Raw genomic sequence first — 25,318 nt, forward strand, 5'->3', positions numbered from 1 at the left:
TGCGCGGGGGCGCCGCAAAGGGCGATGACAAGCCTTCAATGGCGCTGAAGGTCGCCTGGGGTATCGATGTCGTGCAGGATGCCAGGATCGTCGACCTCGATCACCTGGCAGGCGTGAGGATTGGCCTCGATGAGCGCGCGCCCACCGTGGTCGCCGTCCAGGCGCGCCAGTGTGGGCCAGAAGCGTCGGCCGAAGATCACCGGATGGCCGCGTCGGCCTCGATAACACGGCAGCACAATCGACTGCTGATCGGCCTGGCAGGCCAGTGTCGTCAGCGTTGCCGCTGCAATCCATGGCATGTCGCCGAGCAACACGGCGACGGCGTGAGCATCGCTGGCCGCCATGGCGTCGATGCCGGCGGCAAGGCTGGCGCCCATGCCGTCGAGCGCGTGTTCGGCGTGCACGGTGCGTACCCGACTCCCGATGCCGAGCGTAGACGGGTCGTCACCGGGGCGCAGCACCACGTAGACCCTGTCGAAGCTTTCCAGCGCCCGCGCCAGCGTCGCCTGCAGGACGGTGTGCGTGTCATCGAGCCGCGCCTGGCGCTTGTCGCTGCCGAACCGCGACCCTTGTCCGGCCGCCAGTACCAGCGCGGCGCAGCGCGCAGATGGGGTGGTTCGATTCATGCCGCCGGCTGCGCCAGTTCCTGGGCCTGCTTGGCCTTTGTCACGCTGACCGCCCCCGGCAGGTCTACACCATTCTTTGCCGCAAGGATTTCGGCCATCACGCTCACGGCGATTTCCGCAGGGGTCTTGCTGCCGATGTAGATTCCGATGGGGCCGCGCAGGCGGGCGAGGCTTGCCGGGGTCTGCTCGAAATGCTCGATCAGCCGTGCCCGACGCTGCTGGCTGTTGCGCCGCGAACCGATGGCGCCGATGTAGAATGCCGGGCCCTGCAGGGCTTCGAGCAGGGCCAGGTCATCGAGCTTGGGGTCGTGGCTGACGGCGACGATGCAGGTGCGCAGGTCAGCGGCGAAGTCGCGCACCACGTCGTCGGGCATGCCCACCCGGCAGTCCACCCCGGCCACGTTCCAGCCGGCGATGTACTCCGGCCGTGGGTCGCACACCGACACGCGAAAACCGTTGAACAGGGCCATGGTCGCCAGGTATTCGGCCAGCGCGCCGGCACCGATCAACAGCAGGCGATACCCGGGACCGAGGGTGTTGACCAGGTACTGGCCATCGCAGCTGAACTGCTCGGGCGTGGCGGTGACCCGCAAGGTCGCTTCTCCGTCATGCAGGGCCACTTGGCGGCGCACCAGGTGACCGCTGTCGAGCTGCTCGAGCAGGTGGGACAACGACTGCCAGCAGGGCGAGAATTCCAGGATCAGTTCCAGCGTGCCGCCACAGGGCAGGCCGAAGCGGTGCGCTTCGTCGGCGCTGACGCCATAGCGCACCTGCTGCGGCGGGCTGTCGGGCAAGCCAGGGCCGCCGTAGGCGTCGGTGTATCGATGGATCAGGTCGTCCTCGATGCAGCCACCGGAGACGCTGCCAACCACCCGGCCGTCGGCGCGCAGGGCCATCATCGAGCCAACCGGGCGCGGCGAGGAACCCCAGGTGTGGGCAACCGTGGCCAACAGCACGCGGTGGCCGGCCTGCAGCCAGTCCCGCGCCGTGCGCAGCACCAGCAGGTCGATACTTTCCATGGGCACTCCTTGGGCGATTCGAGACCCGCTGCGTCTGGCGCAGCGGGTGAGTTTCAGCGCATGTGCAGCACGATCGGGCTGCTGCTGGCCGGGTCAGTGTGCTCACGCAGCTTGGCAACGTCTTTGGCATCGACGGCACCGCCGTGGTTCCCCCAGGCGCTGCGCACGTAGCTCAGCACCTGGGCGATTTCCTCGTCGCTCATCTGCTGACGCAGCGCCGGCATGCGGTAGGCGTCCGGCACCCCGGCCGCGACGATGCGCTGCGAGCCGTTCAAGGTGATGTTGATCGCTGAAGCGTTCTCCTTGGCCAGCATCGAGCTGGCGCCGGCCAGCGGTGGAATCCATTCGGCCTGGCCCTGGCCTTGAAGCCCGTGGCACGACGCACAGCGGGTGACGTAGCTGTGCGCGCCGGGCTTGTCCAGCTCGCTGGCCGCCGACACCGCCTGGTACTGCCAGGGCGTGCCGTCGCGCGCAGGGTCGCCTGGCAGTGACTTGAGGTAGCGGGCGATGGCGCTCAGGTCGTCGTCGCTCATGAACTGCGTGGAGTTGTTGAAGGCCTCGGTCATCGAGCCGTAGACCACCGCGTGCTGGTTACGCCCGGTCTTTAGGAACTGCACCATGTCCGCCTCGCTCCAGCGGCCCAACCCGGTGTTGGGGTCTTGGCGCAGGCTCGGCGCATACCAGCCGTCGAGCAGGGCGCCGGCGAGAAACGCCTGGCCAGACTCGTCGAGCGCCTTTTCATTGAACGCCAGCCCCCGCGGCGTATGACAACTGCCGCAGTGCCCTGGACCCTGGACGATGTAGGCGCCCTGGTTCCACAGCGGGTCTTCGGTAGCCTTCTGCGCGTACGGCGTGTCGGCCGCGAACAACCCGTTCCACAGGGCGATCGGCCAGCGCATGTTCAGTGGCCAGGGAATGTCGCTGGGGATATTGGCCTGCTGGACCGGCTGTACACCTTGCATGAAGAAGGCGTACAGCGCGCGCACGTCGTCATCGCTGAGCTTGGCGTAAGACGGGTAGGGCATGGCCGGGTACAGCCGCCGCCCACCGGGTGCGACGCCATGGCGGACGGCGCGGTCGAAGTCGGCCAGGCTATAGGCGCCGATGCCGGTGTCACGGTCAGGGGTGATGTTGGTGGCATGGATCGCGCCCAGCGGGGTGGCCATTTCCAGCCCACCGGCGAACGGCGCCTGGCCAGGCAGGCTATGGCAGGCCACGCAGTCGCTCAGGCGCGCGACGTACTCGCCGCGGCTGACCAAGGCGCGATCCTGCTCGGCCGCCTGCTGCTCGAACGGTGAGGCGATCTCGCGGTTGACGTACCAGGCGGTGAAACCGGCAGCGACCAGGCACGGCAGCGCCAACCAGCGGAGGGTGGTGGACAATCGATTGTTCATGGCGGCTTCCGTGTCAGGCGAAGGTATGACGGCTCAGGGGCAGGCTGCGTACGCGCTGGCCGGTCAGCCGCGCGACGGCGTTGGCCACTGCAGGCGCCACGGCCGGCAACGGCGGCTCGCCGATGCCGCCCATCTTCGCGCCGCTCTCGACGATGCGCACATGCACCCGGGCCATGCGCGACGGCGGCAAGATCGGGTACAGATCGTAGTTGCGCGCGCGCGGCAGGCCATTGACGTACACCGCTTCCTCCACCAGCGTCTGCGACAGGCCCAGGGCCACGGCGCCGTTGACCTGATGCTCGATGATCGACGGGTTGACGATGCTGCCTGGGTCGATCGCCTGCCAGATGTCATGCACTTTGACCTGGCCGTTCTCCAGCGACACCTCGGCGATCACCGCCGCCTCCGAGCCGAACGGCGAGGCCATGGCCACGCCCCGGGCGCGTCGGGAGCCGTCCTCGGCGGTGAAGGGGCCCGGCTTCCAGCCACCGGACAGCTCGCCCACGGCCTTGAGCAGGGTGGTCAGGCGTGCATTGTCGCGCAGCAGGTGCAAGCGCAACTCGAAGGGATCCTGACCGCCTTTGTCGGCCAACTCGTCGAGGAACGACTCGTAGAAGAAGTCGTTCAGCGAGTTGCCCACCGAGCGCCAGTAGCCGAGCATGGCCGGGCCTTTGACGTAGATCTGCGCGATGCGTTTGTTGGCGATGGCGTAGGCTTTGCCCGACAGCCCTTCCAGCGCGGTCGGGTCGATCTTTTCACCCTGCTTGCCGGCCAGGGCTTCGGTCGGGCCTTCGGTGGCACTGACCGCTTCGATGGCCACCGGCAGGCCTTTGTCGTCGAGTCCAGCGCGGAATTTCACCACTGCCACCGGGCGCAGCACGTCACGCAGGAATTCTTCCTCGCGAGTCCAGATCAGCTTCACCGGACGGCCGACCGCCTTGGCCAGGGCAATGGCTTGGGGATAAGGGTTGGCCGATTCGTAGAGGAAGTGGCGACCGAAGAACCCGCCCAACAGCGGCGAGTGCAGAATGATCTGCTCCTTGGCCAGGCCGGTGCGCTGGGCGATGTCGTCGCGGAACATGTCCGGCGCCTGGTTCGGCAGCCACACCTCCAGCGAGCCGTCGGCATTGAAGCGGGCCAGGGCTGACGGCGGCTCGAGCTGGGCGTGGTTGAGGTATTGATTGTGGTAGGTGGCTTCTACCTGGGTCTTGGCGCCCTTGAGCGCCTCGGCCACATCGCCTTCATGCTCGTCGTCGCGTGACGTGCCGGTCTGCGCGGCCAGATGATCGCGCCAGGCGTCGCTGGAGAAGTCGGCCGGCATCGCACGCACCTTCACGTCGGCGCCAGGTTCTTGCCAGTCCACTTGCACGGCTTCGGCGCCCCGCTTGGCGTGCCACCAACGCTCGGCCACCACGGCCACGGCGCCGGGCAGTACATGCACCGAGTGCACGCCTTTCATGGCTTTGACCTGCGCCTCGTTGCGCAGGCTGGCGACACTCATGCCCAGGCGCGGGGCGTGTTGCACGGCGGCGTGGAGCATGTCGTCGACGGCGATGTCGATGCAGTACTGCGCCTTGCCGGTGGATTTGTCATAGGCATCCAGACGCCGCACAGGTTTGCCGATCCAGCGGAACTGGCTGGGGTCGCGCAGCTTGACGGTGCTCGGGTCCGGCACGGGCAGGTCCAGGGCACCGCTGGCCAGTTCGCCATAGTCCAGCGAGCGCCCCGAGGCGGCGTGCAGCACTTTGCCCGGCTCGGTGCTGAGCTCGCCGACCGGCACCGTCAGTTTCTGGGCCGCCGCCTGCAGCAGCATGGCGCGGGCCAGGGCACCGAGGCGGCGCATGGTCGGGTAGCTCATGCGCACCGACATGCTGCCGCCGGTGATGCGCATGCCGTTTTCCATGACCACGTAGGCTTCGCCGGGCGGCGCGCTCTGGACCACGAAGCGGGCAGGGTCCAGGTCGAGTTCTTCACCGACGATCTGCGCCATGGCGGTATGGGTGCCTTGGCCGCCCTCCATGAATGGGCACAGCAGGCGCACGCTGCCGTCGGGGCGCAGTTCCAGGAACGCCGGCACCTGGGTGCCGCGTTGATCGGCGGCGGCCGTTGCTGCCTGAACCCGCGCCGAGCCCAGCGGCAGGCCGAAGCCGAGCACCAGGGCGCCGATGGCGCTGCCGGCCAGGAAGCGTCGGCGCGACAGGTTCAGTGGACGATCCAGCGGCAGGTCCGGCAGGGCCAGGGGACGTTCGAACAGGGCGTTCATCAGGCGCTCTCCTTCCCGGCGGGCTGGGTGGCGAGCGCGTGCACGGCGGCATGGATCGCATTGTAGGTACCGCAGCGGCACAGGTTGACCATCGCCGCGCTGATCTGCTCGTCGCTGGGCGCCGGTGTGTGCTTGAGCAGCGCCGTGGCGGCCATCACCTGGCCGGACTGGCAGTAGCCACACTGCGCCACCTGCTGGTCGACCCAAGTGGCGACCACGCGCTGGCCGACCGGGTCGGCTTCGATCGCTTCGATGGTGGTGACTTCACGGCCGACCACGCCGGCCACCGGGGTGACGCAGGCGCGCACCACATTGCCGTCCACCAGCACCGAGCAGGCGCCGCACTGCGCCAGGCCGCAGCCATACTTGGTGCCGGTCAGGCCGAGGTCGTCGCGGATCACCCACAGCAGGGGCGTGTCGTCGTCGGCGTCGACCTGGTAGGTCTTCTGGTTGATGCGTAGTTCCATGGCGTTCACCCGCTGATCATCGGTTCTTGTGTCGTCGTTATAGGCAGCACGGCGCGGCGAGGCGCGGCACTGGCAGGATGACCTGTGCTGGGCAGCGAGGCGGATTCCTGACCTGAAAACTCTAGACCGTGGCAGGGATGTTTCCTATCCATCGGTCAGCAAGTTCAGAGGATCAGGCAAGAATTCAGGTGGATTGCGCTAGGCATGCGCAGGCGAGACCTTCAGAAGAAGCTGCGCTGGGCCTTGAGCGTGACCATGCCGTCGCAGAAGGTATTCATGCCTGAGTACGCTCCGCAGCCGCCGCCACTGAGGTCGGAGTTGCTGTAGATCAGGTCGAGGTCCATGCCCAGCCAGGGCCGTGACAGTTGCAGCGACCAGTCATTGAAGCTGTCGACCTGGCTACCGTCGCCAATGGTGTATGGCGTGCCCAGGCGATGGTGCGCCACCTTGAGGGTGACGCTTGCCTGGATCAGCGGCACGTGGCCGAAATCGGCGAACAGGGTGCCGGTGCGATTGCTCGGGTTGTCGTTCAGCGCGCCGCCCAAGCGCGTGCCGAGCAGGGACAGGCCGCCGTACAGCGCGTGGCTGTCGGGGCGCGAGAGCGTGGGGTAGCTGTAGCGGATCAGTCCCGCTTCATAGCCGAGGCTGTCGGTGAAGCGCTGCTTGTAACCCAAGTAACTGTCGAGCTTGAAGGTCGAGGCCGCACTCAGGCCCATGCTGGGAGCGTACTGGCCGACGTACCAGCCGCTGCGGTGGGTGAGGTCCAGGCCACCATGAAAGGCGCCGGACGCGCTGGGTGAGATCAGCCCCTGGGCCATGCTGCGCGAGGGCGTGGTGCCAAGCTTGAAGTCGAAATCGCCCAGTTGTCGTTGGATCTGCTGGGCCGCGAGAGGGGCGCTGAAAAGCAGCGTCGCGCTCAGCAACAGGAGGGGCCTGGTCATGCGCGCTGTCCTGGAAGTGCCGTGTCAGAGCCCCAGAGGATACAACCACAACGCTATTGAGAAAACCTCGCTTGTCGCTGAGCGCTGGTCGCTGGGCCGATAGCTCGCGTATCGGCCCTTGAGCGGCGCGACCTTAGCTGCCGCCGCCAGCACCACCACCGCTACCACCGGAGCCTGTGCCGCCACCCATGCCGCCGCCATTGCCCGTGGAACCCGAGCCATTGCCCATGCTGCCGGAACCATTGCCTGTGGTGCCGGAACCGTTACCCATGCTGCCCGAGCCATTGCCCGTGGTGCCCGAGCCGTTGCCCATGCTACCGGTTCCGGTGCCATCGCCACCGGTGCCATGGGTGCCGTTGTCGCGGGTGGTGCCGCTGCCCGAGCCCATGCTGTCGCCCGGCGTGCCCATGCCGCTGGCGCCCCCTTGCTGGGTGCCCATACCGGGGGTCTGTTGGCCCGGCGTGCGCTGGTCATTCATGTCCGTGGCGGCCATGGCGAAGGGTGTGCCTGCGGCCAGGCACAGGACGAAGAGACCTGCGTGAATGCGTTTGCCGATCATGATGGATCTCCTGTTGCTGAAGGGATGCCCTTGATCGGGCAGCGCCTCAGTCCAGGGGTGCTGCCGGATCGACCGAAGGTCGCAGTGTCTGGGGCGCCTGTATGTAGCGCTCGAAGAAGTCCTGGGTGGCAAGGTTCTTGTGCTTGGCTTCGAACATGATGTCGAAACGATCGATGAACTGCAGTGCATAGCGGTTGGTCCAGTCGTTCCACATGCACTCGCTGTGCTGGTACAGGTCACGCTTGGGCACGTGCTCCAGCAACGCCGGGACGGTCAGTTTCTCGGTGGCGCTGAAGCCCAGTGCTTGCAGACGCTCGGGCGGTTGCGAGTAGTGCATGGTCGGCCGCACGCCGCGCCAACTGTCGATGATCTGCGCGACCCTGGGCGCGTGCGGTTCGATGTAGTCGTTCTCGTGGATCCAGCAATGATGGATGTCGAGCACCACCGGCGCGAGGTCGGCCAGGCCCAGGCAATCGTCGACGCCGTAGGTCTTCTCATCGTTCTCGAACGTGATGACGTTGCGCGCTTCGCTGGACAACCGTGGCCACACGGCGCGGATGCCGTCGGCGCCGAGGCGACCGGCGATGTGGAGGTTGCATTTGAAATCCTGGAAACGCTGGCCGTAGCCCATCCAGCGGATCATGTCGGCGTGGTACTCGAACTCCGCCAGGCTGTTCTCGACCACCTCGGGACGGTCCGAGCCGAGCACGCAGTACTGACCTGGGTGAAACGAAAGGCGGATGTCATGGGCACGGGCGAAGGCACCGAGGGCAGCGAAGCGTTGCTGCAACAGCGTTTGCACGTCGGCGTCCTGGTAGAACGCGGCGACGTCGGGATGGCTGTACAGCGGCAGCAGGTCGCTGGACAGGCGCAGCATGTGCAGCATCGGCGGCAGCTCGGCGACGTGGGCCAGCAGGCGCAACTGGGCGTCGAGGTTGTGCTCCACCAGTTCCAGCAACTTGGCTCGCGCCGCCTCCTGGCTGGCGCCTGACAGCCAGCGCAGGGTGGTGGTGCGCGGGTTGAAGGCGCGTTCGATGGCTTCCAGTGCCTTGATTGACTGGTCGCGGTGGGGATGGCGGTACTGGCAGGCAAAACCGAGGCGCGGCATGAACTGTGTCCTGAGCGGGGCAAGGAGGTCTTTGTCTAGGACAGCGCAGCGGGGTCAGTCGATCCACTGCGATTGCGGGTCAACTCTCGCTGACCTGCACGCGATTGCGTCCGCTGTGCTTGGCCAGGTAGAGGGCTCGGTCGGCATGGCTCAGGGCTTGCGCGGGATCGTCGACGCCACCGCTCCAACGCGCCACCCCCAGAGAAATGGTCACCGCGCCGACAGGCTCGATGGGCGTGTCCTGCACCACCAGTCGCAGGCGCTCGGCCACCACGGCTGCGACTTCCAGGCTGGCATCTGGCAGCAGCATGAGAAATTCCTCGCCGCCTGTACGGCACAGCACGTCGCCTTCGCGGCAGCAGGTGCGCATGAGGCCGGCCAGTGCGCGCAGCACCTGGTCGCCGACATCGTGGCCGTGCTGGTCGTTGACCCGCTTGAAATGGTCGATGTCGAGCACGATGGCGCAGAACGGGCGCTCGTCGGCCTGCAGCAGCGACAGGGTGAAGTCCAGTCGACGGCGGTTGCCCAGGCCCGTGAGTGGATCGGTCTGCGCGTCCTGGTTGAGCCGGCCGATGCGTTCTTGCAGCAGCTTCAGGCTGAACAGCAAGGCGCGCTTGAGCTCGGCGGCCTCGAAGTACCAGGCGCGCACGCCATGGATACGTTCCAGGGTGTCAGGTCGGTCGAATGCACGCGCGCCTGCGGCCAGCTCCCAGAGGGGCCGGGTGATGGTCAGCGCCAGCCACCATAGGGCGATACCGGCCAGCAGGGCCAACGGCACTGAGAGTTCCACCACGTCGAGGATCAAGCGCTTGGTGGGGGCCAGGGTCTGGGTCAACGGCTGCTGTGCAACGATGCCCCAGCCGGTGCTGGGCACTGTGGCGAAGCCGGCGAGCATGTCTACGCCAAAGCTGTTGGTCACTTGCTTCACGCCACTGCCGCGGCTGTGCAGTTCGTTGATCAGGCTGTTGGTCTTGATCAGCATGCCCACGCGGTTGGGGTCAGGGTGATAGAGCATGCGGCGCTCGGCATCGACCACGTAGATGTACGAGCCGTCCTGATAAAAATGCTCGCCCAGCAGTTTCTCCAGAATGTTGTGCTGGCGCAGGTACAGGCTGCCGCCGACGTAACCCAGGTAGCGACCGTCTTCGCTGAAGATCGGCTGCGACGCGACCACGATGAGGTTGTTGGCAGCGGAGACGAACGGCGACGACACCATCGGCCGTTTGACCCGCAACGCCTCGAGGGTGCCTGGGCTGTCCATGCGCTGGCCGACGATGCTGCGCAGGGGCGCGGGAGAGATTGCGCGCAGCACGCCTTGGTTGTCGACGACGAAGGTGGAATTGAAGGCGCTGCTTTGGGCCAGCAGCCGTTCGGTTTCCTCTCGCACCGGGGTGTCGTCGTTCAGGGCCTGCGGCAGGTTGCGGGCACTGAAGGCCAATTGCTTGAGCGCGTTCTGCATGAACAGCTCGGTAATCGACGCCAACTTGGCCGCGTAGACCCGGTTGGACTCCAGCGCGTGATCGATGAGCAACTGGCGCTGCACTCGGTAGCTGGCGAAGTAGCTGCTCAGAAGCATCACAACGGCGGTGAGCGCCGACAGCAGGAGGATGAGCGTGCGCAGATCCATGCGCAGGCCTTTTTTAGCGTTTGGCAATCCTAGGCTCGCTGACTGGGTGGTCGGAATAACCTTACTCGGAATGTGCGGTGGCAGCTATGGGGCGTGGCGAATAGGCCGCGAAAATGCCTCGCCGACTTTCAGCGATCTTCAGTGGCGGGCGCTGCGAGGTTCGCCAGTTCGTCCTGCACCTGTTGCATGCGTTGCGCTGCCAAGGCCTGGACCTTCTTGTCCTGGGCGGTGGCGCGCATCAGCCCAGTGAGCTTTTCGCTCAGACGCTTGCCTTCTTCGCTTTCCCCCAGCGCCCGTGCCTTGGCCGGGTCCTGGGTGGCCGCGACGATGGTGTCGAATTCGGCGTCGGTGAAGTGCTTTTCGCTGTAGAGCTTGAACAGATCGTTGCGCTGGTCTTCCACGGTCAGATGCTTGCGCAGCACCTGCTTGATGGTGTCCTGCGGCACGGAAGGGTAGGTCATCGCCAGCAATTGGGCCATGCGCTCGATGTTGTGGTCGTAGGCTTGCTGCAGCGGCAGGTTGGCCAGGATCCGCTCTTCGCGGGTGGGTTTCTGGTCGCAGGCGGCGAGGGCGGCGAGCAGCAGCAGGGGCAGCAACAGTTTCGGCAGGCGGGGCATGGAAGAGGCTCGAGTAAGTTCTCGACAGTGTACTGCAAGGCAGTCCGGACGACAGCGTGGGAAATGTCCTTGAGAATCGACTGGCAGCGCCGCCGTGATGCTCGACACCGCGTTTTTGACGCACAGGGCGGAGCACCCGGTTAATGCAGCTCGACTTTCAAAAGGAGCGCTTCATGCACATCGACGAACTGATTGACGCCATTGTCCCGCATCTGCCTTTCCATTCGGTGGAGGCCGCGCAAGCCTTTCTCTCGACCCTGGCGCCTGACGATCAGATCGCACTGATCTCGGCCCTGTATTTCGGCCGCTCGCACTTGGGCAGCGACTGCGTCAACGAGGACTTCCTGCCGTACCTGCGCTCTGGGCAGATGAACCGGCTGTGGGAACAGGACTCCATTGTTCCGGCCGACTTCGCCACCATCCTGTACGAAAAAGGCAGCAATCTGGCCAGCTACTACGACGCGTTCCTGCGTGCCACCAACGGTTCAGGCTACGACCGCGCCGCGTACTGATGCCGCCGGGCGGCGCGTCTCATTCCTTCAGTGGATTGCGCAGGCGCACCCAGACGATGGCGGGCAAGGCCATCAGCAGCCACTTCAGGTACTGGTTCACGGCGAAGCGTTCGCACAGCACGCCGATGGCCGTACACAGCACGACGACCACCAGGAATTGAATCATTCTGCTCATCTGACCGGCCTCGGTTGTTTGCGGGAGGGCGATGGTAACCCCATCGCCCGTCTGCCGTCGCCCCGGCTCACAAGTACTTGAGCCAGCGAATGTCGCGGCGCCGCGCCTTGAACCGGGCGAAGCGCTGCACCGGCGGATACAAGGCCACGGCCAGCAGCACCGTCATCACCCAGACGTCGCCGACGCTGTCGAAGCCGAAGTAATCGCCGTGATTGCGCCCGAACATGCCGAGGGCGATCAGGTACAGCACTTTCAGCACATAAAGGTGCAATAGATAGAAGAACATCGGCGCGCTGCCCAGCACCGTCAGCACAGCGATCCAGCGGGTATCGCCCACGCGCTCGAACGCGCGCAGCAATAGCAGACCGATGCCGAGGGTGAGCAGCAGGAACAGCAGCGACGGTGGGTACTTGGTGATGTTGAGCAGGCTCATGACGGTGTGCGTGAGGTCATCATGCACTCGCCAGGCCGCTTCGCCGTAACCGTTAATCGCGCGCAACACGACGAAGCCCAACAAGGCGCCACAGCCGGCCATCAGCAATTTGCTGGCGCGCGATGCGGCATCGCTGCCGCGCGCGAACCAGGGGCCGAGGCCGTAGCCCAGGGCGATCACGCCGATCCATGGCAGCAGCGGGTAGGTGACGCGCAGGCGCAGTTGTGGCGCCACCTCGAGCCAACTGCGCTCATGCAGCACCGCCCAGGGTGCATGCCACAGCGAGTCGGGGGCGACATGCAGGCCGTCGAGCAGGTTGTGTCCGGCCACGATGAGCACACCCAGTGCCAGCAGCATCGGGCGTGGCAGCCAGATCAGCAGCGACAGGGCGATCATGCTCAGGCCGATGGCCCAGATCACCTGCAGGTAGATCACGCTGGGCGGCAGTTGCAGGCTCCAGGCGAGGTTCACCAAGGTCAGTTCGAGCACCACCAGAAACAGGCCGCGCTTGAACAGGAACGCCGAAACGTCGCCCCGGCCCTGGTATTTTTCGCCATACAGCCAGGCGCTCAGACCGGTCAGCAGCACGAACACCGGCGCGCACAGGTGCGCCAGGGTGCGGCTGAGAAACAGCGCAGGCTCCGTGGTGTCGATGTCCATCGGGTCGCCGACCTGGCGGTGCAGCAGGAAAGTCTCGCGCACGTGGTCCAGCAGCATGAACAGCATGACCAGGCCACGCAGGGCATCGATGCTGTGCAGGCGAGTCGCAGGGATGTTTGAAGTTGGCATGGGGGACGTCTGGAAAAAAAAGCGAGATGTTATCTTATTTCTTTTGTCGGTGTGGCGTTGTCTTGCCGCTTCGCAGGCCTTTGCCCGGCGAAGCGGCACAGCGTCAGAAGCGGTAGTCCAGCGTCGCGAAATACGACCGTGGCGTGCCCAGCAGCCACTGCTCGCCACTGTGGGCCGCGACCACATACTGGCGGTCGAACAGGTTGTTCAGTTGCAGGCCAAGACGCACCTCGGGCAGCACCTGCCAGCCAAGATTGGCGTCCATCACGGTATAGCCCGGTACGCTGGCCAGGTTCGCAGTGTCGGCGTAACGCTGATCGACGTAGCGCAGGCCGACGCCGGCATCGACACGCTCGCCGAAGCCTTTGCTCAGCCACAGATTGGCGGTGCGCCGAGGCACATTGGCCGGTCGATTGCCGGCACGATCCTGGAACACGCCATCGACGCTTTCAACGAAATCGTCGTACCGGGCGCGCACCACTGCGGCGTTGGCCGACAGTTGCCATTGCTGGCCCAGGTCCAGCTCCAGGCTGGCTTCCAGCCCGTCCGAACGCTGCTGGCCGGCCTGCTGCTTGTCATGGGTCAGCGGATCGTCCACCAGCAGCTTCTTCTTGACGATGTGGTACGCCGCCAGGGTCCACTCGCCACGCCCCTCCCAGAAGCGCTGCTTGAGCCCTAGCTCGGTTTGCCTGGACTCGGTGAGGTCGTAGCCGATACGGCTGGCACTGAGGCTGACCAGGTCGCCCACGCCGTCCTCGCTGGTCGAATACTGGCCGTACAGCGACAGGTCGTCGCTGACCGCGAACACCAGTCCCGCACGCCAGTTGCCGCCGTTCAGGCTGCGATCGACGCGGCTGTCGTCCACCAGGTTGTCGCGCTCGATATGGTTCTGGTCGCGGCGGATGCCGGTGACCAGCGACAAGCGCTCGCTGAGTTGGGTACGGTTTTCGGCGAACAGGGCGAAGGTGCGAGTCGTGGACAGGGTTTGCGGGCGGGTCGCGCTGGCGCTCTGGAAACGTCCCGGCGCCGGACTCCAGGGGTCGATGAAGTCGCCGGGTTGCAGGTCGTCGTAGGGCGAATTGCTGTCGACGTTGAAGCGGATCCGGTTGTACTCGGCGCCGACCACGGTCTTGCTGGTCAAGCCGAACAGGCTGTGATCGAAACTCAAGCTCTGGCGGTCGCCTATCTGTTCCTGGTTGTGGCGGATTTCAAGGTAGCTCTGCCGGGCCAGCAGGTCACGATCCGGGTCCCAGCGGTAGTCCTCGGCATTGCGCCAGTGCCGACGGCTCTTGACGTAGTACAGCTGGTTGCTGGCACTGACGCTGTCGCTGATGGCCCAGTCGGTGTTCAGTCGCGTCCACTCGTCGTGGTAGCGCTGCACGTCGTTGCGGATGTTGTAGTTCTTGTCGCGCAGGCTGCCGTGCAGGCGGCCGTCGATCAGCGGGGTGCCGAAATAGTTCGCCGGCTGGTCATCGCCACGGTCGTGGGCGAGGGTGAAGCTCAGGTCGTCGCTGGCGTCGAAGCGCAGCGCCGCGTTCACCGCAAGGCTGCGCGAATCGGTGCGATCGACCCAGCCATTGCCTTGCTGTTGATCGAGGACCAGGCGGTAGCTGAGCCGTTCGCTCAGGCTACCGCCGCTGTCCAGGCCCATCTGTTGGCGGTCCCAGGAGCCGTAGCCCAGGCGCAGGTGGTTGCGAACTTCGCCTGCCAGGGGCTTTTTCGGGATCACATTGATGACCGCGCCGGTGGCACCTTCGCCGTACAACACCGAGGCCGGACCGCGAATCACGTCGATGCGCTCGACCATCCACGGGTCGACCGGAAAGCTCTGGGTGCCGGCACCGGTGTACAGGCGCGAGCCGTCGAACAGGGTCATCACCGAGCTGTGGCCGGTGAAGCCTCGGGCGGAGAGGGCGGTGTTACCGTTGCCGGGCGTGCCGATCGAGGTGATGCCCGGCGCGCGGGTCACGGCGTCCTGTACAGTGCGGTTGGCGCGCTGCAGGATCTGTTCGGCGGTCAGGCTGCTGGTGCTGGCCGGGGTGTCCAAGGCGCTGAGGTTCAGGCGCGAGCCGGCCTGGGTCGGGGTGGCCAGGTCGATGCGTGGCTCTTCCAGTGTGTCGGTGACGGCCGTTGCCGGCAGTGCGAGCACGCCGCCGGTGGAGGTTTCGGCCAGGGACGGCAAGGAGACGGCCATGCAGGCGGCCAGGGTGTGAAGCGTGAAGTGTCGGGACATGTCGTTCCACTGTTGCAGGAATGAATGGATCCCGGTGGAAACAACGCAAAGACGCGCGGCCCCGCACGCAAGCGCGGGACACCGGCCTGCGCCCGCCCACCGCGGGTTTGCCAACTGAAGCTTCAGGCCGGTCTCCGGGCTTGCGAGGATCGTGAAGCCTTCACCTTCCCATGCGGGTGCACAGTGGTGTGTTGAAGGATTCGCTCGCTTACCGTTGCGGGGGCAGCGCCGGACTTGTCCGCATGGACGCACCGGCTTCCCGTTTCACCCTGCGCACGGCGGCGCAGGACACCTGAAACTGGCGCGCATATGACCACCTGCCTGGGGGCGAGTCAATCGTTTGAGGGGATGGCGATGTGACAGACCGCAAATTCACGCTTTTTTCTCATATTTTTTTCGAACTTTTCTGCTGCACGTTGTCTCGAAACGACCGTTCGCCCTATTTATTCAGTCATGGAGACTTCTGCGAATGTTTACTGCAAAACTGCTGCGTCACGCTTGCGCATTGGCCCTGGTCGGCACGCCTCTGGCAGCGATGGCTGCGCCGAGCACCGATCCTCTGTTCACCTTCGGTCTGCTGGGCTCTTACAACAAGTTCAAATTCGAAGGCGGCAGCGACTCCGACAAGGAGCACATGGGTCAAGGCGGCGTGTTCGCCAACTTTGGCAACAAGATGACCGCCGAATCCGGCTTCATCTACCAAGTGGGTGCCGAAGCCAAGTACGGCAAGAAAAACGACGACAAGCTCAAGGAAGCTCAGGCTGACCTGGATCTGGGCTGGCGCGCCGCGCTGGATGCGCGCAACTTCGTCGACGTGATCATCGGTGGCGGCTACAGCTGGACCCGCTTCGAACCCGAGATCAACGATCTGGACACCAAGCTGACCTACAAGTCGCCGTTCGCCAAGGCCGCGCTGGGTTACAACCACCAGTTCGACGCCTCCACCCTGCGTGTGGAAGTGGGCGCTCGTCGCAGCATCGACGGTCGCGCGCGTCTGAAGGTCGAAGACTTCGAGAGCGACAGCGTCGACATGAAGGACCGTACCAACCCGTACGCCGAAGTGTCGCTGTTGATGAACCAGCAAGGCGCCATGCCGATTCAGGCCGGCCTCTACTACACCCGCACCGAATACAAGATCGACGAAGATTCGCCGGCTGCCGACAACACCAAGCTCAAGCGTGACGAGTTTGGCGTGAAGGTCGGTCTGGCGTTCTGACCCCGCGTGCCCCCGCCGTCCGGCAGGGGCGCAACGTGCGTGATCGGTAGGGGCTGTGCAACAGCCTCTACCGACCGCGTCGCCGTGACACTTTTGCCTCGATGTTCTTGCGTCCGATCAGCAGTGCGGGTTTTTCCGTGACTGGCTCATCGGCCAACCATTTGTACATCACCAGGCAGTCCACCAGTCCCAGGTGGGCATGGCGATAGGCCTTGGGCAGGCGCCCGACGATCTCGAAGCCCAGCTTCTGCCACAGCGCCACCGCCACCTCGTTGCTCGACACCACCGAATTGAACTGCAAGGCCAGAAAGCCTTCCTGGCGCGCCAGCTTCTGCGAGTGCTCGCACATCGCCCGGGCCACGCCGCGCCCGCGCGCCTGCTCGGTGACCATGTAGCCGCAGTTGCCCACATGGGCGCCGGGGCCTGCGGCATTGGCCTTGAGGTAGTAGGAACCGAGCAACTGACCCTCGGCCTCGGCCACGTAGGTGTGCAGCGGCAGGTCGAGCCAAAGCTGGCGCGCCTGCTGCTGGGTCAGTTGCGGGTCGTAGGCGTAGGTTTCGCGCGCGTGGACGACGTGCTGGAAGGTCGGCCAGAAGCGCTCGAAGTCCTCGGCGGTCATGGGGCGGAGCTGGATCATGGGGGTTCCTGCCAGGGCTGGGCAGGCAAGTCTGGCGGCGTGGCTGGCCCCTTGCAAGCCTGGATGAGGGGTCCAAGGCTTGCTAGGGGCAAACAGACCGACGCTGGGTCTAGGCGCGCGCGTCGGCGGGTAGGCAATGCAGCACCAGACGTGCGCCGCCCCATTCGCTGCCACCGACCTCAAGGGTAAAGCCATGCAGGTCGACGATCGCCGCCACGATCGACAGCCCGAGGCCGAAGCCTGGATGACGATGGCCTTCTTCGCTGCGGTAGAAGCGCTTGAGCACGGCGGTCCGTTCCTGTTCGGGGATGCCCGGACCGCTGTCCTCGATGGCCACATGCACGCCTGCGGCGTCCTGCACGGCCTGGATGCGCACCTGTCCGCCTTCGGGAGTGAACTTGATGGCATTGCCGACCAGATTGGCCAGGGCCTCGAACAGCAGTTCGCGGTCGCCGTGCAATGCGGGCATGTGCGCGGGCTGTTGCAGTGTCAGGCGAATACCGCCGTCTTCGGCCAGGGGCAGGTAGAAGTCGTGCAGTTCGACCAGCAGGTTGTGCGGATCGAGCTCGACGAAGCCGGCGCGGCGTTGGCGGTCTTCCAGCTCACTGATGCGCAGCAGCCCGCGAAAGCGCGCCATGAGCGTGTCGGTCTCGCCGATGGCCTGGTCGAGAGCCTCGGCCTGCGCGGAGTCGGCACCGCTTTGCTGGCGGATGCGGTAGAGCTGGGCGCGCAGGCGGGTCAGCGGGGTGCGCAGGTCGTGAGCGATGTTGTCGCACACGCCCTTGACCTCGTGCATCAGTCGTTCGATGCGGTCGAGCATGGCGTTGACGATGGCGGCCAGCATGTCCAGCTCGTCGCGCCGCGCCGACAGCGGCAAGCGGTGGGTGAGGTCGCCGGCGACGATCAGCTCAGCGCTGGCCTGCACCGCGCGAATGCGCTTGAGCGGCCGTCTGCGCAGCAGGTACCAGCCCGCGAAGCCTGGGATCAACGTCAGCGAGATACCCCACAGCAGCGCGTGCAGGATGATCCGCGTGACCACGAACAGCGAGCCGTTATCGCGCACCAGGACCAACCAGCGGCCATCGGCCACCCGCAGACCCACGGCATCGCAACTGTCGCGCGGCAGGTGCGGATCGTCGGCGTCCAGGCAGCGCTTGAGTTCGTGGACCTTGCCATCGAGGGCGAGCTCGGACGGGACCGAGCGGATGCGCCCGCCCAGCGGATTGAGTTGTGCATCGAACAGGCCATAGGCATCGAAGCTGCGCTCTTCGAAAGCCTGGCTGGCGATAAGGGCGTCATCGAGTTGCTTGCCGGACATGTGCACGAACAGGTGCTGACGTTGCAGCATCGAGTGGCGGGTCAGCTTGTTCAGGTAGCTGGTGACCTCGAAGTACAGCACGCCCATGAGGATGCTGCTCCAGGCCACGAACAGGAAGCTGTACAGCGCCAGCAGGCGGCTGGTGGAGGAGCTCCAGCCTTTAGACGGGTTCGGCAATGGCATAGCCGGAGCCCCGTACGGTGCGGATCAGGGGCGTCTGGCCGGGGGGATCGATTTTCTTGCGCAGGCGGCCGATGTGCACGTCGATCAGGTTGGTGCCTGGGTCGAAGTGATAGCCCCAGACTTCTTCGAAGATCATCATCCGGGTGATCACCTGGCCGGAATGGCGCATGAGGAACTCGAGCAATTTGTATTCGGTGGGCAGCAGGTTGAGGCTGCTTTCGCCGCGGCGGGCTTCGTGGCTGATCAGGTCCAGCTCCAGGTCGGCGACCTGCAGGCGGGTCTGGGTCATGGGCACGCTGTTGCGACGCAACAGCACTTCGACGCGGGCGGCCATTTCATCGGAGGCGAAGGGTTTGGTCAGGTAGTCGTCACCGCCGGCACGCAGGCCGCGCACGCGTTCGTCGACATCCGAGAGAGCGCTGATCATGAGGATGGGGGTGGCGATCTTCAAGCTGCGCAGGGTGGTGACGATGGTCAGGCCATCGACCTCCGGGAGCATGCGGTCGACGGTGATCATGTCATAGCCGCCGGCGATGGCTTTGGCCAGGCCTTCGCGGCCGTTGTCTGCCCAGTCGACTTCCAGGCCGTGGCTGGAGAGCTCGGCGACGATTTCCTGGGCGGTGACGGCGTCGTCTTCGATGGTCAGTACGCGGGGCATGCTAATAACCTGATCGGCGGGTGGATGGAGGGATTGTGCCAAAGAATAGAAAAGCAGGAATTTAAGAAAAATTCATCTTGGGTGGGGTGGGGGTGTGTTACTTCGGCGCTTTGGCCTTTTTTGGGGGGCTGCTGGTGCTGCTGCTGGGTTTGGGTGAATATCCGGTGGCTTTGGTGAGGCTGAGTCACCTTTTCGCCCTTACGGCGACCCCCTTTTTTTCTTGGAAAAAAGGGGGGCAAAAACCGCCTGCTCCCGCATCCGGCCCCTTCGCTGCGCTGCGGGGTTCCCTCGCGCCGGTGGCACTCCGGGGGTACCGCGCTTAGGGGCCATCCATGGCCCCAAGCGCTTGACGGGCATCCATGCCCGTCAACCCCCTCCATGCCCCCTCTGCTCGGCCTCCTGAGGTCGCGATGGGCGGCGTCTGCACGATGGCGCGCTTAGAAGCAGGGCGGTTGGAGCAGATGTTCTGGAGCGCTGCGCGATCAAACCGCCGTTGCCGTTGCCGTTGCCGTTGCCGTTGCCGTTGCCGTTGCCGTTGCCGTTGCCGTTGCCGTTGCCGTTGCCGTTGCCGTTGATCTTGATCTTGATCTTAGTGCGCGGTAGTTCAAACACCGCCAACCGCGACCTCAGTAGGCCGAGCAGAGGCGTTGCGCAGGGAGGTGACGGGCATGGATGCCCGTCAAGCGCTTGGGGCCAGGACGGCCCCTAAGCGCGGTCCTCCCGGAGCGACGCCGGCGCGAGGGAACCCCTGCGCGCAGCGCAGGGGCCGGATGCGGGAGCAAGCGGTTTTTGCCCCCCTTTTTTCCAAGAAAAAAAGGGGGTCGCCGTAAAGGCGAAAAGGTGAATCAGCCTCACCACAGCCACCGGATAATCCCCCAAACCCAATCCCCCCTCCAATCCCCCTCCAATCCCCCTCCAATCCCTCAAAAATACCCAAACCCCCCGCCCAATTCAGCTTAAGATGGCCAATCGCGACCACCCCCACCTCAACGTATACAACTATTGAGCCCCAGGGTGGTCGGTATTCAGGGGCCCAGGTGCAAATCACAAGACACCCCCCTATCAGCCCTCAGGAGCCCACAATGGCAGCACTGCAAGACAGCACGTTGAATGCGATGGAAACCCACCAGCAGCAACTGCTCGAGGGTTGGCTCAAGGCCCTGCAAGCCACGGGCGCTACCCGCAATATCAAGGAACAGGAACTTACCCAGGAAGCCCAGGAGTTTCTCCAGATCCTGACCCTGACCACCCGTGCCAAGCATGGCGCCGATGTCAACGCTGCCGGCTGGGAAGAGGTCCGCCGTTTCCTCGATCGCCTCTCGGCCAGCCGCGCCCGTCTCGGACACGACTCGCACCAGACCACCTTCTTCATCTTCGCCCTCAAGGCGCCCTTGTTCGGCCTGCTGCAATCGGTCTACGCCGATCAGCCGCAACTGCTCGCCGAGCAGCTCTGGGAAATCTCCGGGCTGCTCGACACGCTCGGCATGTACACCATGCGCGTCTACCAGAAAACCCGCGAAGAAGTGATCAAGCGCCAGCAGGAAGAGCTGCTCGAGCTGTCTACTCCGGTCGTCAAGCTGTGGGACGGTGTGCTGGCCCTGCCGCTGATCGGCACCCTGGACTCCCAACGCAGCCAGACCGTCATGGAGTCGCTGTTGCAGCGCATCGTCGACACCGGCTCGGAGATCGCCATCATCGACATCACCGGCGTGCCGACTGTCGATACCTTGGTTGCCCAGCATCTGCTCAAGACCGTCACCGCCATCCGCCTCATGGGCGCGGACTGCATCATCAGCGGCGTGCGCCCGCAGATCGCGCAGACCATCGTGCACCTGGGCCTGGATCTGGGCACCTTGACCACCAAGGCCAACCTCGCCGATGCCCTGCAACTGGCCCTCTCGCGCCTGGGCGTGAGCCTGGTCGGGCGCGGCTGACACTATGGAGCGCATCCCGATTCTCCAGATGGGCGAGTTCCTGCTGGTGACCATCCAGGTCGACATGCATGACCAGCTCGCCCTGCGCCTGCAGGACGATCTCACCGACCGTATCAGCCGCACCTCCGCGCGCGGCGTGCTCATCGACATTTCCGCGCTGGACATGGTCGACTCCTTCATCGGCCGCATGATCGCGCAGATCGCCAGCCTGTCGCGCCTGATGGACGCGCAGACCATGATGGTCGGCATGCAGCCGGCTGTGGCCATCACCCTGGTCGAGCTCGGCTTGAGTTTGCCGGGGGTCAGCACGGCGCTGAATGTCGAGCGCGGCATGCAGGTGCTGCGTCAGCGGACCCAGCGCTCATGAACGTACGCGACAGCGGCAGCCATCCGGTGCGTATCGAGCAAGACGTGGTGCTGGCCCGGCAACTGGTGCGCAAGCTGGCCAGCGAATGCGGCATGCGCCTGGTCGACTTGACCAAGCTGGTCACCGCCGTCAGCGAGCTGGCGCGCAACACCGTGGTTTACGGCGGTGGCGGCGACATGGATTGGCAGGTGCTGGACGACGGCGCCCGCGTGGGCGTGCGCGTGCTGTTTCGCGATGAAGGCCCGGGCATCGCCGACCTCGGTCTGGCGCTCACCGACGGTTGGACCTCCGGCAACGGCCTGGGTCTGGGCCTGACCGGCGCGCGTCGGCTGGTCGACGAGTTCGAGCTGGATACGGCGGTGGGTGAGGGCACACGGGTGACGATCACGCGATGGACATGAACCTGCGCGGTAGTCTCACCCAGCTCATCGTCATCGACGACCCCAGCCACGTCGGCCACGCCCGGCGTCAGGTGCGCGAACTGGCCCAGCGCCACGCACTGGCCGAGGCCGATGGCGAGCGCGCGGCGCTGCTGGCCACCGAGCTGGCCAGCAACATCATCAAGCATGCCGAGCGCGGGGCCTTGCACCTGCGCGCCTGGCCGCACGCCGAAGGAGCGATGCTGGAACTGCTGGCCATCGATCGCGCCCAAGGATTCGATCGCGCCGCGTGCCTGACCGACGGCTTCTCCACCAGCGGCACCCAGGGGATCGGTCTGGGCGCCATCGAGCGCCTGGCCGACACCTTCGACCTGTACAGCGATGCGCGTGGCACGGCGCTGCTGGCCCGTGTGCACGGCCCACGCCAGGACCGTCGCGATCTGCGTATCGGCGTGTGCCAGCACACCCTGCCAGGCGAGACGGTGTGCGGCGACGGCTGGTACGTGGCCAAGCAGGAGGGTCACTTGAGCGTGCTGATGATCGACGGCCTCGGCCATGGCGAGCACGCGCGTACGGCAGCGGACGCGGGCGAGACGGCCTTTGCTCAGGCGCCCTACGACGCGCCGGCGCGGGTGGTCGAGCGTTTGCACGGCGCCATGGGGGCGACGCGCGGCGGTGCGGTGGCCGTGATCCAGCATGACGCCGCACTCGAGCGCCTGACATTCGCCGGCATCGGCAATATCGGCGGCGTGCTGCTGGGGCGCGAGCGCGCCCGCGGGCTGGCCTCGATGCCTGGCATCGTCGGCGGGCAATACCGCAAGGTGCAGGTGTTCGACTACCCTCAGGTGAACGACAACCTATTGATTCTCTACAGCGATGGCCTGCAGTCCAGGTGGGACCTGAAGGACTATCCAGGCCTGGCCTACCGTCATCCCGCCCTGGTGGCGGCGGTGCTGCACCGTGATTTCTGCCGTGGCCGCGACGATGTAACGATCATGGTCATCGACCTGGAGGGCGTTCATGCCTGAACAGCTTCACCCCGACAGCCCCGAACAAGGCGCTGCCATCGCCCGATTGCAGGCGGAGAACCACGCCCTGCGTGCGGAACTGGAAGAGACCAACCAAGGCGTCTTGGCGCTCTACGCCGAATTGGACACCCAGGCCGAGCAACTGCGCGAGGCCTCGGACCTCAAGAGTCGCTTCCTGTCGTACATGAGCCATGAGTTTCGCACCCCGCTGGGGTCGATCCTGAGCATCACCAGCCTGCTCAGCGACGAACTCGACGGCCCACTGTCGCCCGAGCAGCACAAGCAGGTGGCGTTCATCAGCATGGCCTCGCGCGAGCTGTCGGACATGGTCGACGACCTGTTGGACCTGGCCAAGATCGAGGCCGGACGCATCACCATCTCGCCGGCCTGGTTCGACATGCTCGACCTGTTCTCGGCCTTGCGCGGCATGTTCCGACCCATCGTCGAAGGCTCGGCGGTGGACCTGATCTTCGAAGAGCCGGCAGGGTTGCCACAGCTGTACACCGACGACAAGAAGCTGGCGCAGATTCTGCGTAACTTCATTTCCAACGCCCTGAAGTTCACCCCGCGTGGCGAAGTGCGCGTCTGCGCGCGCCTGGAGGGCAATGATCGGGTGCGCTTCTCGGTCAGCGATACCGGCATCGGTATCGCCGCCGATCTGCACGATGTGCTGTTCGAAGATTTCAACCAGATCGACTCGCCGCTGCAGAAACGTCTGCGTGGCACCGGGCTGGGCCTGTCGCTGTGCAAGCGGTTCGCCGAACTGCTGGGCGGTGAGGTGGGCATGGAGAGTTCGCCGGGCGTCGGATCCTCGTTCTTCGTCACCATCCCACTGGCCCTGGCGCAGGGGGATGCCGATGCGTGCTGAGACCCGCTTGCTCATCGTCGATGACAACTATGCCACCCGCTATGCCTTGCGCCGTCGCTTGGCGTTGCACGGCTATCAGGTACTGGAGGCTGCCACCGGCGGCGAGGGCCTGGCGCTGATCGCCAGTGAGGCCATCGATGCGCTGATCCTGGACGTCAACCTGCCGGACATGAGCGGTTTCGACATCGTCCGGCTGCTGCGCAAGGATCCGGCCACGGTTTTGTTGCCGGTGATTCATGTGTCGGCGGCGTCGATCCACAGCGGCGACATCATCACCGGCCTGGACGCCGGTGCCGATGCGTATCTGGTGCATCCGGTGGACCCAGACGTGCTCCTGGCCACCCTGCGTACGCTGCTGCGTGTGCGCGATGCCGAGCAGGCCCTGCGGCACAGCGAAGCGCGCTTTCGCGAGATCTTCAACAACGTGTCGGCACCGATCGCGGTGCTCGATTGCCAGTTGGGCGTGGCCGAATGCAACGAGGCGTTCGTGCGCCTGACCCAGGACAACCAAGACCGGCGCCAGTTGCGCGAGTGCTTCGCGCCGGGCCAGGAGGCGGCCATCGCCAACCTCTGCCAGCACCTGGTCGAAGGCGAGCGTTGGCGTGGCACCTTGCTGATGAGCGTCGAGGGCCAGTTGCGCGAGACCGAGTGGCAGTTGTCGCCTTACCAGGCGCCTGGCCTGTGCCTGGTCTTCGTCGAGGACATCACCGAACACCGGCACCGCGAGCGTTCGCACCTGGAGCGCCTGGACGCCACCACCCTGCAACTGGCGGAGAAGGTCGCCGAACATGCGCGCACCGAAGCACAGTTGCTGCAACTGCAGAAGATGGATGCGCTGGGTAGTCTCACCGGCGGCATCGCCCATGACTTCAACAACCTGCTGACCGGCATCATCACCAGCCTGGAGCTGATCCGCAAACGGATCGCCGACGGTCGCCCGGAGCGGGTGCCGATCTATGCCGAAGCCGCGTTGAACTCGGCCATGAGCGGGGCGGCGCTGACCCACCGGTTGCTGGCGTTCGCCCGCCAGCAGCCGCTCGACACCCGGCCGGTGGATGTCAACGCCCACGTACGGTCGTTGGAGGAGTTGCTCAACCGCACCATCGGCGAGCGCGTGACGCTCAGGCTGCAGTTGTCGAACAAGCCGGCCACCGCGCTGGTCGACCCGGTGCAGTTGGAAAGTGCGGTGCTCAACCTGGTGATCAACGCCCGCGACGCCTTGCCGCGTGGCGGACAGATCTGGATCACCACCAGTTCGGTGTGGTCGCACGGCGACCCCAACCTGCTGGACGGCCCGTACCTGGCGATCAGCGTGCGCGATGACGGCCAGGGCATCGACCCCAGTGTGCTGGACAAGGTATTCGACCCGTTCTTCACCACCAAGCCACTGGGGCAGGGCACAGGGCTGGGCCTGTCGACCATTTATGGTTTCGCCCGTCAGTCCGGTGGTCACGTCCATCTCGACAGCGTGGTCGGTCATGGCACCGAAGTACGCCTGATGCTACCGGCCACGGACGACCTGGCCATCGACGTCGAGCCGCCGCAGCAGCCCGAGCTGCGCGGCAGCGGTGAGCACCTGCTGATCGTCGACGATGTCGCCGCAGTGCGCATGCCGCTGGCCGAAGCGCTGGCCGATGCCGGTTATCGCTGCACCACGGTGGCCGGGGTCGAGCAGGCACTGGAGCTGCTACGTGGCCAGACCCCGTTCGACCTGCTGTTGACCGATGTCGGCCTGCCGGTGCTCAGCGGTCGGGAACTGGCCGACCTGGCCCGCGAGGTGCGCCCTGAACTGCCGGTGCTGTTCATGACCGGCTATGCCGAAACCGCCCAGGACCGCCAGTCGTTCCTGGCGCCGCGTATGGACTTGCTGATCAAACCGTTCAAGATCGGTGATCTGCTCGAGCGAGTGGGGCGCTTGTTGGTCGAGGAGGGCTAGACGCTACGCGGCGGGCTGGCGCGTCCGTGC

25 protein-coding genes and 1 riboswitch are annotated in these 25,318 nt (G+C 65.4%); of the genes, 8 read left to right on the top strand and 17 right to left on the bottom strand.

Annotated elements, in window-relative coordinates:
* Positions 1 to 35 precede the first annotated feature (35 nt).
* The 10 genes from NJ69_RS06520 to NJ69_RS06565 form a co-directional block, all read right to left on the bottom strand.
* Entirely contained in the window at positions 36 to 626 is a 591-nt protein-coding gene (locus NJ69_RS06520) for a nucleotidyltransferase family protein (protein ID WP_052192021.1), read from the bottom strand.
* The gene (locus tag NJ69_RS06525; RefSeq protein ID WP_039577284.1) at positions 623 to 1,645 is read right to left on the bottom strand and encodes an XdhC family protein; all 1,023 of its coding nucleotides are present in this window, start codon (positions 1,643 to 1,645) and stop codon (positions 623 to 625) included. The genes NJ69_RS06520 and NJ69_RS06525 overlap by 4 nt, the downstream gene beginning before the upstream one ends.
* A 53-nt stretch (positions 1,646 to 1,698) precedes the next feature.
* Entirely contained in the window at positions 1,699 to 3,039 is a 1,341-nt protein-coding gene (locus NJ69_RS06530) for a c-type cytochrome (RefSeq protein ID WP_039577287.1), read from the bottom strand.
* Positions 3,040 to 3,052: 13 nt separating this feature from the next.
* Positions 3,053 to 5,302 carry a xanthine dehydrogenase family protein molybdopterin-binding subunit gene (locus NJ69_RS06535; protein WP_039577290.1) on the bottom strand — a complete coding sequence of 750 codons (2,250 nt, stop codon included), beginning with the start codon at positions 5,300 to 5,302 and terminating at the stop codon, positions 3,053 to 3,055.
* On the bottom strand, positions 5,302 to 5,769 hold the full coding sequence (locus NJ69_RS06540) for a (2Fe-2S)-binding protein (protein ID WP_039577293.1): 468 nt from the start codon (positions 5,767 to 5,769) through the stop codon (positions 5,302 to 5,304). The genes NJ69_RS06535 and NJ69_RS06540 overlap by 1 nt, the downstream gene beginning before the upstream one ends.
* 221 nt (positions 5,770 to 5,990) lie before the next feature.
* Positions 5,991 to 6,710: a TorF family putative porin gene (locus NJ69_RS06545; RefSeq protein ID WP_029614056.1), complete on the bottom strand. Its 720-nt coding sequence runs from the start codon at positions 6,708 to 6,710 to the stop codon at positions 5,991 to 5,993.
* 133 nt (positions 6,711 to 6,843) lie between these two features.
* A complete protein-coding gene (locus NJ69_RS06550; protein ID WP_039577296.1) occupies positions 6,844 to 7,269 on the bottom strand; it encodes a hypothetical protein in 426 nt (141 codons plus the stop codon).
* Positions 7,270 to 7,315: 46 nt separating this feature from the next.
* Positions 7,316 to 8,377, bottom strand: coding sequence for a UV damage endonuclease UvsE (locus NJ69_RS06555; protein ID WP_039577299.1), 1,062 nt, complete (start codon positions 8,375 to 8,377; stop codon positions 7,316 to 7,318).
* A gap of 79 nt (positions 8,378 to 8,456) precedes the next feature.
* The gene (locus NJ69_RS06560; RefSeq protein WP_039577300.1) at positions 8,457 to 10,031 is read right to left on the bottom strand and encodes a sensor domain-containing diguanylate cyclase; all 1,575 of its coding nucleotides are present in this window, start codon (positions 10,029 to 10,031) and stop codon (positions 8,457 to 8,459) included.
* 101 nt (positions 10,032 to 10,132) lie between these two features.
* The gene (locus NJ69_RS06565) at positions 10,133 to 10,621 is read right to left on the bottom strand and encodes a hypothetical protein (RefSeq protein WP_039577303.1); all 489 of its coding nucleotides are present in this window, start codon (positions 10,619 to 10,621) and stop codon (positions 10,133 to 10,135) included.
* A 173-nt stretch (positions 10,622 to 10,794) separates the two neighbouring features.
* On the opposite strand from NJ69_RS06565, the gene NJ69_RS06570 reads away from it, so the two are divergent.
* The gene (locus tag NJ69_RS06570; protein ID WP_080754802.1) at positions 10,795 to 11,133 is read left to right on the top strand and encodes a hypothetical protein; all 339 of its coding nucleotides are present in this window, start codon (positions 10,795 to 10,797) and stop codon (positions 11,131 to 11,133) included.
* Between the two features lie 19 nt (positions 11,134 to 11,152).
* On the opposite strand, the gene NJ69_RS22620 is transcribed toward NJ69_RS06570, so the two are convergent.
* The 3 genes from NJ69_RS22620 to NJ69_RS06580 all read right to left on the bottom strand — a co-directional run bounded on the left by NJ69_RS22620 (position 11,153) and on the right by NJ69_RS06580 (position 14,763).
* The gene (locus NJ69_RS22620) at positions 11,153 to 11,308 is read right to left on the bottom strand and encodes a hypothetical protein (protein WP_155290521.1); all 156 of its coding nucleotides are present in this window, start codon (positions 11,306 to 11,308) and stop codon (positions 11,153 to 11,155) included.
* A gap of 67 nt (positions 11,309 to 11,375) precedes the next feature.
* On the bottom strand, positions 11,376 to 12,530 hold the full coding sequence (locus NJ69_RS06575) for a DUF1624 domain-containing protein (protein ID WP_039577306.1): 1,155 nt from the start codon (positions 12,528 to 12,530) through the stop codon (positions 11,376 to 11,378).
* Positions 12,531 to 12,633: 103 nt separating this feature from the next.
* Positions 12,634 to 14,763 carry a TonB-dependent receptor gene (locus NJ69_RS06580; protein ID WP_039577309.1) on the bottom strand — a complete coding sequence of 710 codons (2,130 nt, stop codon included), beginning with the start codon at positions 14,761 to 14,763 and terminating at the stop codon, positions 12,634 to 12,636.
* A 108-nt stretch (positions 14,764 to 14,871) separates the two neighbouring features.
* A riboswitch (cobalamin riboswitch) is annotated at positions 14,872 to 15,074 on the bottom strand.
* Positions 15,075 to 15,232: 158 nt separating this feature from the next.
* Here NJ69_RS06580 and NJ69_RS06585 point away from each other — a divergent pair.
* Positions 15,233 to 15,979 carry an outer membrane beta-barrel protein gene (locus NJ69_RS06585; protein WP_029614050.1) on the top strand — a complete coding sequence of 249 codons (747 nt, stop codon included), beginning with the start codon at positions 15,233 to 15,235 and terminating at the stop codon, positions 15,977 to 15,979.
* A gap of 67 nt (positions 15,980 to 16,046) precedes the next feature.
* Here NJ69_RS06585 and NJ69_RS06590 read toward each other — a convergent pair whose 3' ends face one another.
* The 4 genes from NJ69_RS06590 to NJ69_RS06605 all read right to left on the bottom strand — a co-directional run bounded on the left by NJ69_RS06590 (position 16,047) and on the right by NJ69_RS06605 (position 19,393).
* Complete coding sequence (locus tag NJ69_RS06590; protein ID WP_039577312.1) at positions 16,047 to 16,616, bottom strand: GNAT family N-acetyltransferase; 570 nt, start codon at positions 16,614 to 16,616, stop codon at positions 16,047 to 16,049.
* A 109-nt stretch (positions 16,617 to 16,725) separates the two neighbouring features.
* Positions 16,726 to 18,117 (bottom strand): sensor histidine kinase, encoded by a 1,392-nt coding sequence (locus tag NJ69_RS06595; protein WP_039577315.1) that lies wholly within the window; start codon positions 18,115 to 18,117, stop codon positions 16,726 to 16,728.
* Entirely contained in the window at positions 18,095 to 18,775 is a 681-nt protein-coding gene (locus tag NJ69_RS06600; RefSeq protein WP_039577318.1) for a response regulator transcription factor, read from the bottom strand. The genes NJ69_RS06595 and NJ69_RS06600 overlap by 23 nt, the downstream gene beginning before the upstream one ends.
* A gap of 366 nt (positions 18,776 to 19,141) precedes the next feature.
* Positions 19,142 to 19,393 (bottom strand): hypothetical protein, encoded by a 252-nt coding sequence (locus NJ69_RS06605; protein WP_039577320.1) that lies wholly within the window; start codon positions 19,391 to 19,393, stop codon positions 19,142 to 19,144.
* 464 nt (positions 19,394 to 19,857) lie between these two features.
* Here NJ69_RS06605 and NJ69_RS06610 point away from each other — a divergent pair, with 464 nt between their 5' ends.
* Genes NJ69_RS06610 through NJ69_RS06635 form a run of 6 tightly spaced genes read left to right on the top strand, consistent with a single transcriptional unit; the run spans position 19,858 to position 25,288 of the window.
* On the top strand, positions 19,858 to 20,709 hold the full coding sequence (locus tag NJ69_RS06610; RefSeq protein WP_039577322.1) for an STAS domain-containing protein: 852 nt from the start codon (positions 19,858 to 19,860) through the stop codon (positions 20,707 to 20,709).
* A gap of 4 nt (positions 20,710 to 20,713) precedes the next feature.
* Positions 20,714 to 21,076, top strand: coding sequence for an STAS domain-containing protein (locus NJ69_RS06615; RefSeq protein WP_039577325.1), 363 nt, complete (start codon positions 20,714 to 20,716; stop codon positions 21,074 to 21,076).
* Positions 21,073 to 21,477: an anti-sigma regulatory factor gene (locus NJ69_RS06620; protein WP_039577327.1), complete on the top strand. Its 405-nt coding sequence runs from the start codon at positions 21,073 to 21,075 to the stop codon at positions 21,475 to 21,477. Before NJ69_RS06615 ends, NJ69_RS06620 begins: the two co-directional genes overlap by 4 nt.
* Positions 21,468 to 22,484, top strand: coding sequence for an ATP-binding protein (locus NJ69_RS06625; RefSeq protein ID WP_245219514.1), 1,017 nt, complete (start codon positions 21,468 to 21,470; stop codon positions 22,482 to 22,484). The genes NJ69_RS06620 and NJ69_RS06625 overlap by 10 nt, the downstream gene beginning before the upstream one ends.
* The gene (locus NJ69_RS06630) at positions 22,477 to 23,352 is read left to right on the top strand and encodes a sensor histidine kinase (RefSeq protein ID WP_029615223.1); all 876 of its coding nucleotides are present in this window, start codon (positions 22,477 to 22,479) and stop codon (positions 23,350 to 23,352) included. Before NJ69_RS06625 ends, NJ69_RS06630 begins: the two co-directional genes overlap by 8 nt.
* A complete protein-coding gene (locus tag NJ69_RS06635) occupies positions 23,342 to 25,288 on the top strand; it encodes a response regulator (protein WP_039583138.1) in 1,947 nt (648 codons plus the stop codon). Before NJ69_RS06630 ends, NJ69_RS06635 begins: the two co-directional genes overlap by 11 nt.
* Positions 25,289 to 25,318 lie beyond the last annotated feature (30 nt).

Source organism: Pseudomonas parafulva (assembly GCF_000800255.1).
In the GTDB taxonomy this organism is placed as follows: domain Bacteria; phylum Pseudomonadota; class Gammaproteobacteria; order Pseudomonadales; family Pseudomonadaceae; genus Aquipseudomonas; species Aquipseudomonas boreofloridensis.